The sequence below is a fragment of the Ruegeria intermedia genome (assembly GCF_900129345.1).
Lineage (GTDB): Bacteria > Pseudomonadota > Alphaproteobacteria > Rhodobacterales > Rhodobacteraceae > Ruegeria > Ruegeria intermedia.
Genome location: NZ_FQVK01000014.1, coordinates 44061 through 59453, shown reverse-complemented (window position 1 = coordinate 59453; position 15393 = coordinate 44061). Strand labels below are relative to the sequence as shown.

Below are 15393 nucleotides of genomic sequence, written 5' to 3'. Positions count from 1 at the left end.
TTCAGAAGGTGCTTCAGCCGCAACTGGGCCATCGACGAGAAAAACCGTTTATCTTCAACAATATGAACAAATACCGCGATCCAACCGCCCAACGGGCCAAGGCGGAATGTTGCATTCCTGGGGCGGTTTTTCTTGCCAGCCGTCCGGCGCTGTTTCTAACATCTTTCGGCAAGCTACAAGCCCGCTTCTTTCTCTACGTCGCATCGAGAGAGGGCACCCATGGGCGCAACGGGGTAACGCGACGGGTTTCTGGAATGAACATCACGTTTCTTCTGAACGGAGAGACTGTGGAGCTGGCGGATATCGATCCGACGGCCACATTGCTGGATTGGCTGCGCGAGGATCGCGGCCTGACAGGCACCAAGGAAGGCTGCAACGAGGGCGACTGCGGCGCCTGCACCGTGATGGTGACGGATGAAAGCGGCGCCAAGGCGCTGAATGCCTGCATCCTGTTTCTGCCGCAGCTGCATGGCAAGGCAGTGCGCACCGTCGAGGGCGCGAGTGGCCCCGACGGCCAGATGCACCCGGTGCAGCAGGCGATGGTCGAGCATCACGGCTCGCAATGCGGGTTCTGCACGCCGGGTTTCGTGATGTCGATGGTGGCCAGCCACGCCAATGGCGCGACCGATCACGACACGCAGCTGGCCGGCAACCTGTGCCGCTGCACCGGCTACGCGCCGATCATCCGCGCGGCGAAGGCCGTCGAAGGCCAGCCCGTGCCGGTCTGGGTCAGGGACAAGCCGGTCGCGGTCGAGCCCGCCTCGCCGATGATGCCGCGTTCGTCCGACGAACTGGCCGAGGTCTATGCCGCCCATCCCGAGGCGACTCTGGTGGCGGGGGCCACGGATGTGGGCCTGTGGGTGACCAAGCAGTTGCGCGACCTGGACCCGGTGATCTTTCTGGGCGGATGCGACGATCTGAAGGACATTGTCATTACGGACGACGAGGTGCGCATCGGCGCGATGGTGGACATGAACCGCATGGGCGCGGCGATGGCCGATCTGCATCCCTCCTATGCCGAGATGATCCGGCGCTATGCCAGCGTGCAGGTGCGCCATGCGGCCACGGTGGGCGGCAATATCGCCAACGGCTCGCCCATCGGGGACAACCCGCCCGCGCTGATCGCGCTGGGGGCCACGCTGCATCTGCGCAAGGGGGACGCGCGGCGGTCGATCCCGCTGGAGGATTTCTTTGTCGATTACGGCAAGCAGGACCGCGCGCCCGGCGAGTTCGTCGAGGCGGTGAGTTTTCCGCGTCAGGCGGACCGGCTGAAATGCTACAAGCTGAGCAAGCGCTTCGATCAGGATATCTCGGCCGTATGCGGCTGCTTCAACGTCACCCTGTCGGATGGCGTCGTGGCGCAGGCGCGCATCGCCTTCGGCGGCATGGCGGGCATCCCGAAACGCGCCGCGGCGGTCGAGGCCGCCTTGGTCGGCAAGACGTGGACGCACGAGACCGTTCAGGCCGCGCTGCCGGCGTTTGACAGGGACTTCACGCCGCTGACCGACATGCGCGCCTCGGCCGAATACCGGCTGGAGACGGCCAGGGCGATGCTGGAACGCTATTTCGCCGAGGATCAGGGCGAGTTGACCAACGTGCTGGAGGTGTCGGCATGAGCGTGACCAGGCCCCTGCCCCATGACGCCGCCCCGCTGCATGTGTCGGGCACCGCGCGATACGTGGATGACATCCCGACGCCCAGGGGCACGCTGCACCTGGCCTTCGGCCTGAGCCCGATCGCCAAGGGCCGGATCACGGCGATGGACCTGTCGGCGGTGAAGGCCGCCGAGGGCGTCGTCATGGTGATGACCGCCGAGGACCTGCCCTTTGCCAATGACGTCTCGCCCTCGGTCCATGACGAGCCGCTGCTGGCGGACGGGACGGTTCACTATGTCGGCCAGCCCGTGTTTCTGGTCGTTGCCACCAGCCATCTGGCGGCGCGCAAGGCGGCGCGGCTGGGCAAGATCGACTATGCCGAGGAAACGCCCATTCTGACCATCGAGGAGGCCCTGGCCGCCGACAGCCGGTTCGAGGACGGCCCGCGGATCTACGCCAAGGGCGATGCCGATGCGGCCATCGCGCAGGCGGCGCATGTGGTCGAAGGCACGTTCGAGATCGGCGGGCAGGAGCATTTCTACCTGGAAGGTCAGGCCGCGCTGGCGGTGCCGAACGAGGGGGGCGACATGCTGGTGCATTCCTCGACCCAGCACCCGACCGAGATTCAGCACAAAGTGGCCGACGCTCTGGGTGTTCCGATGCACGCCGTCCGGGTCGAGACCCGCCGCATGGGCGGAGGGTTTGGCGGCAAGGAAAGTCAGGGCAACGCTTTGGCAGTGGCCTGCGCCGTGGCCGCCCGCGCAACCGGCAAGGCCTGCAAGATGCGCTATGACCGTGACGATGACATGATCATCACCGGCAAGCGACATGCGTTTCGCATCAGCTACAAGGCCGGGTTCGACGCGGAGGGGCGCGTTCAGGGGGTCTCGTTCAAGCACTACGCCATCTGCGGCTGGGCACAGGACCTGTCGCTGCCGGTGGCCGACCGGGCAATGCTGCATGCCGACAATGCCTATCTGCTGCCCAATGCGCGGATCGAGAGCCATCGGCTGAAGACAAACACGCAATCGGCCACCGCCTATCGCGGCTTTGGCGGGCCGCAGGGCATGGTGGGGATCGAGCGCGTGATGGATCACGCGGCGCATGTGCTGGGGCTGGACCCGGTCGAGCTGCGGCGGCGGAATTATTATGCGGCTGCGGTCGAGGGGGGCGCTGCCCCCCGGCCTGCGGCCTCCCCCCGGAGTATTTCCGAAAAGATGAAGGAGAATACCACGCCTTACGGGCAGGTGGTCGAGGATTTCGAGCTGCACGGGATGACCGAGGCCCTGCTGGCGTCAAGCGACTATGCCGCGCGCAAGGCGGCGGTCGCGGCGTGGAATGCCGAGAACCGCGTGATCAAGAAGGGCATCGCCTTTTCGCCGGTGAAATTCGGGATCTCCTTTACCCTGACCCACCTGAACCAGGCCGGGGCGCTGGTGCATGTGTATCAGGATGGCTCGGTGCATCTGAACCATGGCGGCACCGAAATGGGCCAGGGCCTGTTTCAGAAGGTGGCGCAGGTCGCGACCGCGCGGTTCGGCATTCCGCTGGAGATGGTGAAGATCACCGCGACGGATACCGCCAAGGTGCCGAACACTTCGGCCACGGCGGCCTCGTCCGGCAGCGATCTGAACGGGATGGCCGTGAAGGCCGCCTGTGACACGATCCGCGACCGGATGGCGGCATTTCTGGCCGAACGGCATCAGGCCGATCCGGCCAGCGTGCGGTTTGCCGATGGCCATGTCGAGGTGGGTGATGCCCGCTACAGCTTTGCCGAAGCTGCGGCGCTGGCCTATCAGGGGCGTGTCAGCCTGTCGGCGACGGGGTTCTACAAGACGCCCAAGATCGAGTGGGACCGGATCAAGGGCCGGGGGCGTCCGTTCTATTACTTCGCCTATGGCGCGGCGGTGACCGAGGTGGCGGTGGATACCCTGACCGGGGAAAACCGGATTCTGCGGGCGGATATCCTGCATGATGCCGGCGCCTCGCTGAATCCGGCGCTGGATATCGGGCAGGTCGAAGGCGGCTATGTGCAGGGCGCGGGCTGGCTGACGACCGAGGAACTGGTCTGGGACGACAAGGGCCGGCTGCGTACCCATGCGCCATCGACCTACAAGATTCCGGCCTGCTCGGACCGGCCGGGCGTCTTCAACGTGGCGCTCTGGGACGGCGCGAACCGCGAGGACACGATCTATCGCTCGAAGGCGGTGGGTGAGCCGCCCTTCATGCTGGGGATCTCGGCCTGGCTGGCGCTGTCGAACGCGGTGGCGGCCTGTGGCGACGGGTATCCGGCGCTGAACGCTCCGGCTACGGCCGAAGAAGTCTGGCGTGCCATTCAACGCCTGCGTGGAGGCACCTGATGGGATTTGACCGGGAGGCATTGAGGGAGGCGGTCAGAAAACACGGCAAGGTGACACGCGTGGTCATCGCGGCAATACGCGGGTCGTCCCCGCGCGAGGTCGGCGCTGCGATGCTGGTCTGGGACGGAGGACAGTCGGGCACGATCGGCGGCGGCACGCTCGAGTTTCAGGCGGCCGAGGCGGCCCGAGCCCAGCAGGACCGGTCCCGCCTGTCCCGACATGCGCTGGGGCCGGACCTTGGGCAATGCTGCGGCGGCGCCGTTACGCTGCTGAGCGAGGTCTATGACGCGGAAGCTGTCGCGCAATTGGACCCCGAAGTGATCGCCCGCCCGGTCGCGGAAGGGCCGATGCCGCTTTCGGTGAAACGTCTGCTGGCACAGGCCCGCAACCAGGGCATACGCCCCGAGCCACAACTGATCGACGGCTGGATGGTCGAACCGGTGCACAGCCCCCACCGCCAGCTGTGGATCTGGGGGGCCGGCCATGTGGGGCGGGCGCTGGTCGATGTGATGGCCCCCCTGCCCGATCTGGCAATCACCTGGGTGGACACCGCGCCCGATCGGTTTCCCGGCACGGTCCCCGCCGGCGTGGCGGTCGTGCCTGCGGCGAAACCGGCCGAACTGGTGCAACATGTGCCGCGCGACGCCGAACATCTGGTGCTGACTTATTCACACAATCTGGATCTTGAACTGTGCAACCGGCTGCTGACGCACGGTTTTCGCTTTGCGGGGCTGATCGGCTCGGCTACGAAATGGGCGCGATTCCGTTCGCGCCTTGCCGCGCTGGGGCATTCACCGGCGCAGATCGGCCGGATCACCTGCCCCATCGGGGACCCGGCCCTGGGCAAGCACCCGCAGATGATCGCAATCGGTGTGGCGGCACAGATCCTGCGCCCCGCCCGGCAGAATGACTTGAAGAAGGACCAGAGCGCGTGACCATTCCACTTCTGAGCCTGCAGGGGCTGACCAAGGCCTATCCCGGCGTCGTGGCCAATGACCATGTGTCCTTTGATATCGGCGACGGTGAGGTCCATGCCCTGCTGGGCGAGAACGGCGCCGGCAAGTCCACCCTGGTCAAGATGATCTATGGACTGATCAAGCCCGACAGCGGCACGATGTTGATGCGCGGCCAGCCCTACGCTCCAAGCGAACCGCGCGCAGCGCGCGCCGACGGCATCGCGATGGTGTTCCAGCATTTCTCGCTGTTCGACGCGCTGAACGTGGCCGAGAACATCGCCCTGGGCATGGAAAACCCGCCGCCCATGGGCGATCTGGCTGCGCGCATCCGCGAGGTCTCGGAAAATTACGGCCTGCCGCTTGACCCGTACCGGACCGTGGGCGACCTGTCCGCGGGCGAACGCCAGCGGGTCGAGATCATCCGTTGCCTGCTGCAGGACCCCAAGCTGCTGATCATGGACGAACCCACTTCGGTTCTGACCCCGCAAGAGGTGGAAATCCTGTTCGAGACACTGAAAAAGCTGCGCTCGGAGGGCACCTCGATCCTGTACATCTCGCACAAGCTGGAAGAGATCCGTACGCTGTGCGACCACGCGACCATTCTGCGGCTGGGCAAGAACGTGGGCGAATGCGTGCCGGCCGAGACCTCGGCCCGCGACATGGCCGAACTGATGGTGGGCTCGGCCTTGCAGACACCGGAACGCGCGGGGCGCGCGCTCGGCCCGGTGGCGTTGGATGTGACCGGCCTGTCGGTGCCGTCTCCGTCCGAGTTCGGCACAGCGCTGAAAAACGTGCATCTGACCGTGCGCAAGGGCGAGGTTCTGGGCATCGGCGGCGTCGCCGGCAACGGGCAGGACGAATTGCTGGGCGCGCTGTCGGGCGAGATCACGACCGCGGCCGACGCCATCAAGTTCAACGGTCAGCCCATCGGCCGGCTGGGGCCGACCGCTCGGCGCAAGCTGGGCGTACTGACCGCACCCGAGGAACGTCTGGGTCATGCGGCGGCACCGGACATGAGCCTGACTGAAAACGCCCTGTTGACCGGATCGGTGCGGGAAAACCTTGAAACCCGCGGCTTTCTGAAATGGAGCGACGCCCGGGTGTTCGCCGAACGGATCATCAAATCCTTCGACGTCCGCACGCCCGGCCCCGAGAACGCCGCGCGGTCGCTGTCGGGCGGCAACCTGCAGAAATTCGTGATCGGCCGCGAGGTGCTGCAGAACCCCGAGGTTCTGGTGGTGAACCAGCCGACCTGGGGGGTCGATGCCGCCGCGGCCGCCGCGATCCGGCAGGCCATACTGGACCTTGCGGCCCAGGGTACGGCCGTGGTCTGCATCAGCCAGGACCTCGACGAGTTGATGGAGATTTCCGACAGTTTCGCCGCGCTGAACGAGGGGCGGCTGAGCACGCCGCGTCCAACCGCCGGGCTGACGGTCGAGGAGATCGGCCTGATGATGGGCGGCGCGCATGGCATGGAGGTGGCGCATGTATGAACGTCGGCGCAGCCTGCGGCCCGCAGAAAACAACAAAGATGAAACAGGCAGGGGGATGACGGGATGATCGTGCTGGAGAAACGGCCACAGCCGTCCAAGGCGTGGTCCTACGCCACGCCGCTGGTGGCGGTGGTGGCCACGATGGTGTTCGGGGGGCTGTTGTTCGCCATCTTGGGCAAAAACCCCGTCGAGGCGATCGGCACGATCTTCTGGGAGCCCCTGTTCGGCGAGTTCTCATTCTACTACCGGCCTCAATTGCTGGTGAAAGGCGCGCCGCTGGTCCTGATCGCCATCGGGCTGTCGCTGGGCTTTCGCGCCGGGATCTGGAATATCGGCGCCGAAGGGCAGTACATCATGGGGGCGATCTTCGGCGCGGGTGTCGGGCTGGCCTTCTATCCGCTGGATGCCTGGTATGTATTTCCGCTGATGGTCATTGCCGGGGCCTTCGGTGGCTGGATCTGGGCGATGATCCCGGCCTTTCTGAAAGTGCGCTTCGGCACCAACGAGATCCTTGTCTCGCTGATGCTGGTCTATGTGGCCGAGCAATTCCTGGCCTCGGTCTCGCTGGGGCTGCTGAAAAACCCCGAAGGCTTTGGCTTTCCCGGCTCGCGCAACCTGCAATCCTATGACGCCGCCCACAACGCCGAACTGATCGCGGGGTCCGGTATGCACTGGGGCGTGGTTGCGGCCTTCGTCTCGGTGATCTTTGCCTATGTCCTGCTGAACCGGCACATGCTGGGCTTTCACATCCGCCTGACGGGCGAGGCCCCGCGCGCAGCAAAATTCGCGGGCGTGAACCCGCCCCGGCTGATCCTGTTCTGCCTGGGGGTTTCGGGTGCCCTGGCGGGGCTGGCAGGCATGTTCGAAGTGTCCGGCCCGTCGGGTGTGGTCAGCATCGACTTCAACGTGGGCTACGGGTTTACCGCCATCATCGTGGCTTTCCTGGGCCGCCTGCATCCCATCGGCATCCTTCTGGCGGGCGGCCTGATGGCGCTGACCTATATCGGCGGCGAGATCGCGCAGTCTCAGCTGGGCCTGCCCGCGGCCGCGATTCAGGTGTTCCAGGGGATGCTGCTGTTCTTCCTGCTGGCCTTCGACCTATTGACCAACTACCGCATCCGTGCGGCCCGCAGCGAGGTGGCGTGACATGAACCTTGGTGAAATCAACCCCATTCTGCTGATCGCCTCGCTGATGGTGGCGGCCACTCCGCTGTTGCTGGCTGCGATCGGAGAGCTGGTCGTCGAGAAGGCCGGCGTGCTGAACCTTGGCGTCGAGGGCATGATGATCGTGGGCGCGATCAGCGGCTTTGCGATCTCGGTCGAGACCGGCTCGCCCTGGCTGGGTTTCGTGGCGGCGGCCATGGGCGGCGCGCTGCTGTCGCTGCTGTTCGTGCTGCTGACCCAGTTCGCACTGGCCAACCAGGTGGCCAGCGGACTGGCCCTGACCCTGTTCGGCCTGGGCCTCAGCGCGCTGTTGGGCCAAAGCTACGTGGGCATCAAACCCCCCAGTATGGGCGATATCCACATCCCCGTCCTGAGCGACCTGCCGGTGATCGGCCCGATCCTGTTCCAGCATGATCCGATCCTGTACGTCGGCATCGCGCTGACCGCAGGGGTGTGGGCGATGTTGAAATACACCCGCGCCGGCCTGATCCTGCGCGCGGTGGGCGAAAACCACGATGCCGCCCATGCGCTGGGCTACAAGGTGGTGCGCATCCGCGTTCTGGCCCTCCTGTTCGGCGGCGCCTGCGCGGGACTGGGCGGGGCCTATATCAGCCTGATCCGGGTGCCACAGTGGACCGAAGGCATGACCGCCGGCGTCGGCTGGATCGCATTGGCGCTGGTGGTCTTTGCCAGCTGGAAACCCTGGCGCACCTTGCTGGGTGCCTATCTGTTCGGCGGCATCACCGTTCTGCAGCTGAATTTGCAGGCAGCGGGCGTTGCCATCCCCGTCGAGTATCTGGCAATGTCGCCCTACATCATTACGATCCTTGTGCTCGTGATCCTTTCGGCCGACAAGAGCAGGGCACCTGCCTCACTGGGCCGCATCTTCCATGCCTCGCACTAGGTGGGGCCAACTGTACCAACTTGGGGAGTAACTCGATGAAATTCACTTCACTTCTGGCCAGCGCCGCCATGGCACTGGGCTTGGCGACGGGCGCCGTGGCCGAGGACAAGACCAAGGTCGGCTTCGTCTATGTCGGCCCGGTGGGCGACGGCGGCTGGACCTATGAACACGACAAGGGCCGCCAGGCGGTCGAAAAGCATTTCGGCGACAAGGTCGAAACCGTGTACGTGGAATCGGTGCCCGAGGGCCCCGATGCCGAGCGTGTGATGACCCAGATGGCGCTGGAAGGGGCCGATCTGATCTTTACCACCTCGTTCGGCTACATGGACCCGACCATCAACGTGGCCAAGAAATTCCCGAACGTAAAATTCGAGCACGCCACCGGCTACAAGACCGCGCCGAACGTGTCGGTCTACTCGGCCCGCTTCTATGAAGGCCGCGCGGTTCAGGGCACCATCGCGGGGCGCATGACCAAGTCGAACATCATCGGCTACATCGGGTCCTACCCGATCCCCGAAGTGATCCGCGGCATCAACTCGGCCTATATCCACGCCAAGAAGGTCAACCCGGACGTGCAGTTCAAGATCGTCTGGGCCTACACTTGGTTCGACCCGGCGAAAGAGGCCGACGCCGCCAAGGTTCTGATCGAACAGGGCGCCGACGTCATCCTGCAGCACACCGACTCGACCGCGCCGCAGGCCGCCGCGCAAGAGGCCGGCAACGTCATCACCTTCGGCCAAGCCTCGGACATGAGCGAATACGCTCCGCTGCCGCGCGTCAGCTCGATCATTGACAACTGGGCGCCGTACTACATCGCGCGCACCCAGGCGGTGATGGACGGCACCTGGGAAAGCGTGAACACCTGGCACGGCATCAAGGAAGGCATGGTCGAGATCGGCGAGATCTCCGAGGCCGTTCCGGCCGACGTAAAGGCGGAAGCACTGGCCCTGAAGGACGCGATCGCATCCGGCGAGTATCACCCCTTCACCGGCCCGCTGAACAAGCAGGACGGCAGCCCCTGGCTGGCCGAGGGTGAAGTGGCCGATGACGGCACGCTGGCCGGCATGAACTTCTATGTCGAAGGCCTGGAAGGCGAAATTCCGCAGTAAGCCGGATGGCAAAAGCACAGGAAAGCCCGCCCCATTCGGCGGGCTTTTTTATTGCCCTTTGTCCTGAAAACTGCGCCAGGCCAGAAGAACTCGTGACGCCGCCGTCAGGAAACATAGCCCCCCAAACACCCAGGCCATGGGCGCGAATGCCTGCGGCAGCAGGCAAAGCAGAACCAGGAAAGCGATCGTCTCGGTGCCTTCCAGCAGACCGCCGGTGAAATACAGCGCCTTCTTCCCCCGTGCCGCGGACTTCAGACCGTGTCGGTCGGCCAGCAGGGCAAAGCCCAGAAAGCTGGTGCCGTTGACGTAGAAAGACAGCAGCAGAAAGGCCCCGGCCAAGCCGTTGGCCGCAGGGTCGGCGACGACGAACGCGAACGGGACCGCGCCGTAGAACAGGAAATCGCAGGTAATATCCAGATAGCCGCCGAAATCGGTGCCACCCCGCGCGCGGGCCACGGCGCCATCCAGCCCATCCGCCAGACGCGAGAACAGAAGCGGGAGCAAGGCCCAGAGCGTCTTTTCCACAGCGATCAGACCGCAGGCCAGCAGCCCCAGCCCTAGCCCGATCAGCGTGATCTGGTTGGCGGTAAAGCCCAACCGGGCCAGAACGCGCCCCTGCGCGTTCAGCACCGGATCAATCATGGGGCGGATCTGTGCATCGAACATGCGCGGCACCTAGCCTGCGGTCCCGGTTTTGGCCAGACACAATGGCGCGAGCGCAGATTCCCTCACGCGGCTAGTGCCCACTGAGCACCAATGTGTTGACCGGCATCAGGATCAGCCGCAAGCGCAGACCCGCCGCATGAACGACACCAATCGTGTCGACCACATGGTAAAAGGCCCTTTGCCAGAAACCCAGGCTTTCATCCTCGAGCTTGTGGTGATTGTCGGTATAGACATTGGCCAGACAGTTGCTGCCCGGCGGGATCGTGTCGGCCATGCCGTCATACAGCGGCTCGAGATAGACGAGGATCGAGCCCGGATTGGTATTGGCCTGCACGTCGCGCAGCTCGTCCGTGGGCCGGATCTGCCCCGATGGGATCACGTCCTGCACCTGCACCACCACGACCGGGATCACCGTGAACGGCTTGGTCATGCAGCCCAGCTCTCCGATCATGCCGGGTTTGATCACCTGCGCACTCATCTGGTTGAAGGCGGCCTGGAACCTATCACGCCCCGAGGTTGAAGGTACAAGAATGCCCGCCGGACGCAGAAGCGGGCTGACATAGTCGCCGACTTGCAGCCCGAACTGCTCGACCCGGCCGGTCACGCCGGCACTGACGACCGTCTTGTCCAACTCGGCCAAGGCGGCATCCAGCTGCGCGTTTGCGCTGGCCAGTTGGGCGGGGATCAATTCTTCGATCTGCTGGACGACGGCGGCCTTCTTCGACTCGGCCGCGCGCACCTGAGCCTGACGCTCGGCCACCAGGTTTTCCAGCCGGTCGATCTCGGCCAGCCGCACGGCGCTGGAGCCCTCGTCGCGCAAAGTCGTGTTGCGCTCGAGGTCCTCAAGGGCCTGATCCAGCGCGGCCTTGGCCGCCGCAATGCCGGCCTCGGCTTCGGCCAGATCGGTCTCGGCCACTTTCAACGAGGCCTGGATCTGGGCGATCTGCGCATGGGCCGCCTCGACCTGGGCCTTCTGGGTGAAATCCTCGATCCGGAAGATCGGCTGCCCTGCGGTGACGGTCTGGTTGTTGGTCACATAGACCTCGGACACCCGCCCGCCCAACTGCGGCAGGATCGTCACCGTGCGGAAATACGACGCCGCGGTCTTGCTGGCCGGGTGAAAGTAGAACAGCGTGGTGATCACGGTCAGCGCGAGGATCGCACAGGTGGTCAGGCCCCAGCGCAGCTCGTACCACATGGTGAACAGGGTGATTTCATGCCCGATCCGCTTGCCCTGCACGAACCTGCGGAACAGGAAATCCGGCAGAACGGTGACCAACGCGCACATCAATGTTTCAAGCATCGGCCACGTCCCCCTCGGTGCGGGTCCCCTGGTCGGTCACCGGCGCTGGGGGCGCCTCCGGCTCGGGTGGCAGGCCGCGACCCGGTGCCAATGACCGGATGGCGTCGGCAATCGAACGCAGCGGCGCCGCGAAATCGGGAAACTGGAAACCCGCCACCAGGATCGCGGCAATCCAGAAGATGCCGTTGTGGGTGAACAGGGCCAGCAGCGCCAGAATCCCGACCAACTGAAATTGAGGATGGTTGTTTTCATGCGCCATCTTTTCCGGCACCGAATGCAGGGTCAGGTACCCGACCCCGATCAGAACGACCACACCCACGGTGAAGAATACCATGAAGGTGAACAGAAAGTCGCTTCCATCCGCCTGCGTCACATATGAGGGGATATGCCCCGTGGCCATCGGGTGAATGTCTGCGCCGGTCAATTCCGCCTCCTGAAAATCTTGCAGAACAGGATTGGATGGGTTGATGCGCAAATTCAACCCCGCTTTAACAAGGGGGACGGATTGTTCCGGCGTTTCGTCCAAACAGCCACCATTCGGGCGCAGACATGACCCAGTACCTTACCACCCTCAACGGCGCACCCGTGCGCGGATACGCCTTCGGCACGATGCAGTTCGGCGGCCGCGCCGACGCAGACCAGAGCCGGGAGATGTTTGATGCCTGCCGGGCGGCCGGGATCAGGCATTTCGACACGGCATATGTCTACGCCGATGGCGCCTCGGAAACCTTGCTGGGCCAGATGATCGCGCCCGAGCGCGACGATCTGCTGATTGCGACCAAGGTCGGGTATACGGGCGGCGCGGGGGCGGCAAACATCGAAAGCCAGTTCGAGATCTCGCGCGCCCGGCTTGGGCAGGACGTGATCGACCTGCTGTACCTGCACCGGTTCGATCCCGAAACCGATCTGGCCGAGACGATGGAGTGTTTCGCCCGCCTGAAACAGGCCGGCAAGATCCGATATGTGGGCCTGTCGAACTTTGCCGCCTGGCAGGTGATGAAAGCCGCACGGGTCGCCGCGCAGTTCGATCTGACGATCGACGCGCTGCAGCCGATGTACAACCTCGTCAAGCGTCAGGCCGAGGTCGAGATCCTGCCCATGTGTTCCGACCAGGGAATCGCCGTGTTTTCCTATTCTCCGCTGGGCGGCGGTCTGCTGACCGGCAAGTACGCGCGCGGCGGCGGCGGGCGGCTGGCCGAAGATGAACGCTATGCAAGCCGCTACGGGGCCGGCTGGATGGCCGAGGCCGCGACCCGGTTGGCCGAGCTGGCGGCCGAAATCGGAGTCGATCCGGCGACTTTGGCGGTGGCCTGGGTCGCGGCAAGCCCCTATCACCCGATGCCGATCATCTCGGCCCGAAACGCCGAACAACTGGCGCCGTCGTTGGCGGCGCTGTCCCATGAGCTGTCCCCCGAGCTGTATCAGACAATTACTTCCTTCAGTCCAACCCCACCGCCGGCCACGGACCGGCTGGAGGAGCAAACATGATCGACTTTCTGGTAATCGGCGGCGGCATCGCCGGGTTGAGCGCGGGCGCACGGCTGTCATCCCACGGCAAGGTGGTGGTGCTCGAGGCCGAGGAGGCGCTGGGGTATCACGCCTCGGGGCGGTCGGCGGCCCTCTATGAGGCGAATTACGGGTTGCCGGAGGTCGTGACCCTCAGCAAGGCCAGCGGCGACTATCACCGCAGCGCGAATGGCGGATATCTCAGCCCGCGAGGCCTGATGCTGGTGGCCGGCCCCGACCAGCGGGCAGATTTCGAGGCGGATACGGAAACCCTGGGGCTGACCCCGATCCCGATGGATCAGGCAATCGCCCGCGTGCCGATCCTGAACCCCGAAACCGTGGGCTTTGCCGCCTGGCACGAGGCGGCCTGGGACATCGACACCGACCGGATGCTGCAGGACTTTGCCCGCGAAATCCGTGGCAACGGCGGTCAGGTTTTGACCAGGCAGAAGGTCGCGGAAATCCGTCGTGACGGTCACTGGATCGTTCAGGCCACAGAGGCGTTCGAAGCCCGGATGCTGGTCAACGCGGCCGGGGCCTGGGCCGATGAGGTTGCAAAACTGGCGGGTGTCGCGCCAATCGGTATTACGCCCTGCCGCCGCTCGATGGCGCGCATCCCTGCCCCGGGCGGGCAGGACGTCTCGACATGGCCGATGCTCTTGGGGGTGAACGAAAGCTGGTATGCCAAGCCGGACGCCGGCAAGTTGCTGGTGTCGCCCGCCGATGCCGACCTGGTCGAGCCGCATGACGCCTGGGCCGACGACATGGTGCTGGCCGAGGGGCTGGCGCGCTACGAGGCGATGGTGACCGAGCCCGTCACCCGGCTGGAGACCAGCTGGGCCGGGCTGCGCAGTTTCTCGCCCGACCGGCGGCTGGTTCTGGGGCCCGATCCCGCGACGCCCGGCTTTGTCTGGTGCGCGGGTCAGGGCGGCTATGGCTTCCAGACCGCGCCGGCGGCGTCCAGGCTGGTGGCGGATCTGGTTGCGGGCACGGCGCCGGAACTGGATGCGGTCACGGTTGCCGCCCTGCGCCCGGGCAGGTTCAGAACATGAGCAAACGCAAGCTTCCTCCGACAGCAAGTGTCGCCGAGCCGGCGGAAGGTGCCCGCCTGTTCTCACCCTCGGCCGCGCGCAACACGGGGCCATTGAGCGAACTGCTAGAGCAGGTGGCGCCGGCGGGTGGCAAGGCGCTGGAACTGGCCAGCGGTACCGGCCAGCATGTTGCCGCTTTTGCCGAACGGCTGCCCGCGCTCAGATGGCAGCCGACCGAGATCGACGCCGCGCGGCGCGCCAGCATCGACGATTATGCCAGGGACCTGCCGAACGTAGCCCCGGCCATCGCGCTGGACGCGACCGAGCGTGGCTGGGCGGACCGGCACGGTGGGCAGGACCTGATCGTGCTGATCAACCTACTGCACCTCATCAGCCAGCCCGAGGCAGAGGCCATCATCACCGAGGCCGCCCGTGCCCTTGCACCCGGCGGGCGTTTCGTCCTGTATGGCCCGTTCATGCGGGCCGGGGAACTGACCAGCGAAGGCGATGCCAGATTTCATGCCACCCTGACCGCGCAGGATCCCGAAATCGGCTACAAGGACGATTTCGACATGATCGACCTTATGCAGGACGCGGGGCTGGAACTGGCGCGGGTCGTCGAGATGCCTGCAAACAATCTGGCCCTTGTCGCGGAAAAACCGGTCACCTGATCGAGATCAAAGAGGCAGCCCCCAGACCCTATACACATGCGGGCAATGAGATGTTTTCGAAAGGTAGCTGCACATGAGCTGGAAAGAAAAACTCTCGGCCACGCGATCGGGGCTGAGGAACCTGAACGGCGCGATCCCCGACACGGCCCGTGCCTTCGGTGCGTTGGGCAAATCCGTCAAGGAGGGCGGAACGCTTGATTTCAAGACCAAGGAATTCGTCGCCCTCGGCATCTCGGTCGCGGTGCGGTGCGAGCCCTGCATCTCGCTGCATGTCGAAGCCCTGATCAAGGCGGGCGCAACGCGCGAAGAGGTTGCCGATGTTCTGGCGATGAGCATTCAGATGGGCGGCGGGCCGTCGATGATGTATGCGGCCAAGGCGCTGGAATGTTTCGATGAACTGACCTCGGACTGAACCAGATGCCGCGCCGGGAAAGCCTGCCAAGGCAGGCTTGCCTCCGGCGGAGGTATTTTCAAACAGAAGAAGCAGCCGGATCGAGAAATGATCCAGCCCCCCGCCTGTGGCAGGGGGCCTTCTCCTGTTGCGGTCATCGGCGCCTCCGCCTGTACCGCATCTCCAGACTTGCAGAGAATGGTAAACAAATCCCTTCTTCTGTTCTAAAATACCTCTGCCGGAG

At 64.9% G+C, this 15393-nt stretch carries 14 protein-coding genes; 11 read left to right on the top strand and 3 right to left on the bottom strand.

What is annotated here, in order from left to right; translation table 11 throughout:
• Positions 1 to 254 precede the first annotated feature (254 nt).
• The 7 genes from xdhA to F3H26_RS11310 all read left to right on the top strand — a co-directional run bounded on the left by xdhA (position 255) and on the right by F3H26_RS11310 (position 9581).
• Positions 255 to 1616, top strand: a complete 1362-nt coding sequence (gene xdhA, locus F3H26_RS11340; protein WP_149776167.1) for a xanthine dehydrogenase small subunit — start codon at positions 255 to 257, stop codon at positions 1614 to 1616.
• Positions 1613 to 3955 carry a xanthine dehydrogenase molybdopterin binding subunit gene (gene xdhB, locus F3H26_RS11335; protein ID WP_149776166.1) on the top strand — a complete coding sequence of 781 codons (2343 nt, stop codon included), beginning with the start codon at positions 1613 to 1615 and terminating at the stop codon, positions 3953 to 3955. The genes xdhA and xdhB overlap by 4 nt, the downstream gene beginning before the upstream one ends.
• A complete protein-coding gene (gene xdhC / locus F3H26_RS11330) occupies positions 3955 to 4890 on the top strand; it encodes a xanthine dehydrogenase accessory protein XdhC (RefSeq protein ID WP_149776165.1) in 936 nt (311 codons plus the stop codon). Before xdhB ends, xdhC begins: the two co-directional genes overlap by 1 nt.
• Entirely contained in the window at positions 4887 to 6404 is a 1518-nt protein-coding gene (locus F3H26_RS11325) for an ABC transporter ATP-binding protein (protein ID WP_149776164.1), read from the top strand. Before xdhC ends, F3H26_RS11325 begins: the two co-directional genes overlap by 4 nt.
• 63 nt (positions 6405 to 6467) lie before the next feature.
• Entirely contained in the window at positions 6468 to 7550 is a 1083-nt protein-coding gene (locus tag F3H26_RS11320) for an ABC transporter permease (protein ID WP_149776163.1), read from the top strand.
• Between the two features lies 1 nt (position 7551).
• On the top strand, positions 7552 to 8472 hold the full coding sequence (locus F3H26_RS11315; protein ID WP_149776162.1) for an ABC transporter permease: 921 nt from the start codon (positions 7552 to 7554) through the stop codon (positions 8470 to 8472).
• Between the two features lie 35 nt (positions 8473 to 8507).
• The gene (locus F3H26_RS11310; protein ID WP_149776161.1) at positions 8508 to 9581 is read left to right on the top strand and encodes a BMP family ABC transporter substrate-binding protein; all 1074 of its coding nucleotides are present in this window, start codon (positions 8508 to 8510) and stop codon (positions 9579 to 9581) included.
• Between the two features lie 48 nt (positions 9582 to 9629).
• Here the strand turns inward: F3H26_RS11310 and F3H26_RS11305 are convergent, their stop codons facing one another.
• From F3H26_RS11305 to F3H26_RS11295, 3 genes are all read right to left on the bottom strand, one after another.
• Entirely contained in the window at positions 9630 to 10247 is a 618-nt protein-coding gene (locus tag F3H26_RS11305; RefSeq protein ID WP_149776160.1) for a CDP-alcohol phosphatidyltransferase family protein, read from the bottom strand.
• A 70-nt stretch (positions 10248 to 10317) separates the two neighbouring features.
• Positions 10318 to 11550: an HlyD family secretion protein gene (locus tag F3H26_RS11300; protein WP_149776159.1), complete on the bottom strand. Its 1233-nt coding sequence runs from the start codon at positions 11548 to 11550 to the stop codon at positions 10318 to 10320.
• Positions 11543 to 11950, bottom strand: coding sequence for a hypothetical protein (locus F3H26_RS11295; RefSeq protein WP_149776202.1), 408 nt, complete (start codon positions 11948 to 11950; stop codon positions 11543 to 11545). The genes F3H26_RS11300 and F3H26_RS11295 overlap by 8 nt, the downstream gene beginning before the upstream one ends.
• Before the next feature lie 149 nt (positions 11951 to 12099).
• On the opposite strand from F3H26_RS11295, the gene F3H26_RS11290 reads away from it, so the two are divergent.
• The 4 genes from F3H26_RS11290 to F3H26_RS11275 all read left to right on the top strand — a co-directional run bounded on the left by F3H26_RS11290 (position 12100) and on the right by F3H26_RS11275 (position 15170).
• Entirely contained in the window at positions 12100 to 13038 is a 939-nt protein-coding gene (locus tag F3H26_RS11290) for an aldo/keto reductase (RefSeq protein WP_149776158.1), read from the top strand.
• Complete coding sequence (locus tag F3H26_RS11285) at positions 13035 to 14108, top strand: NAD(P)/FAD-dependent oxidoreductase (protein WP_149776157.1); 1074 nt, start codon at positions 13035 to 13037, stop codon at positions 14106 to 14108. Before F3H26_RS11290 ends, F3H26_RS11285 begins: the two co-directional genes overlap by 4 nt.
• Positions 14105 to 14758, top strand: coding sequence for a DUF938 domain-containing protein (locus F3H26_RS11280; RefSeq protein ID WP_149776156.1), 654 nt, complete (start codon positions 14105 to 14107; stop codon positions 14756 to 14758). Before F3H26_RS11285 ends, F3H26_RS11280 begins: the two co-directional genes overlap by 4 nt.
• A gap of 73 nt (positions 14759 to 14831) precedes the next feature.
• Positions 14832 to 15170 (top strand): carboxymuconolactone decarboxylase family protein, encoded by a 339-nt coding sequence (locus tag F3H26_RS11275; protein ID WP_149776155.1) that lies wholly within the window; start codon positions 14832 to 14834, stop codon positions 15168 to 15170.
• Positions 15171 to 15393: the final 223 nt, after the last annotated feature.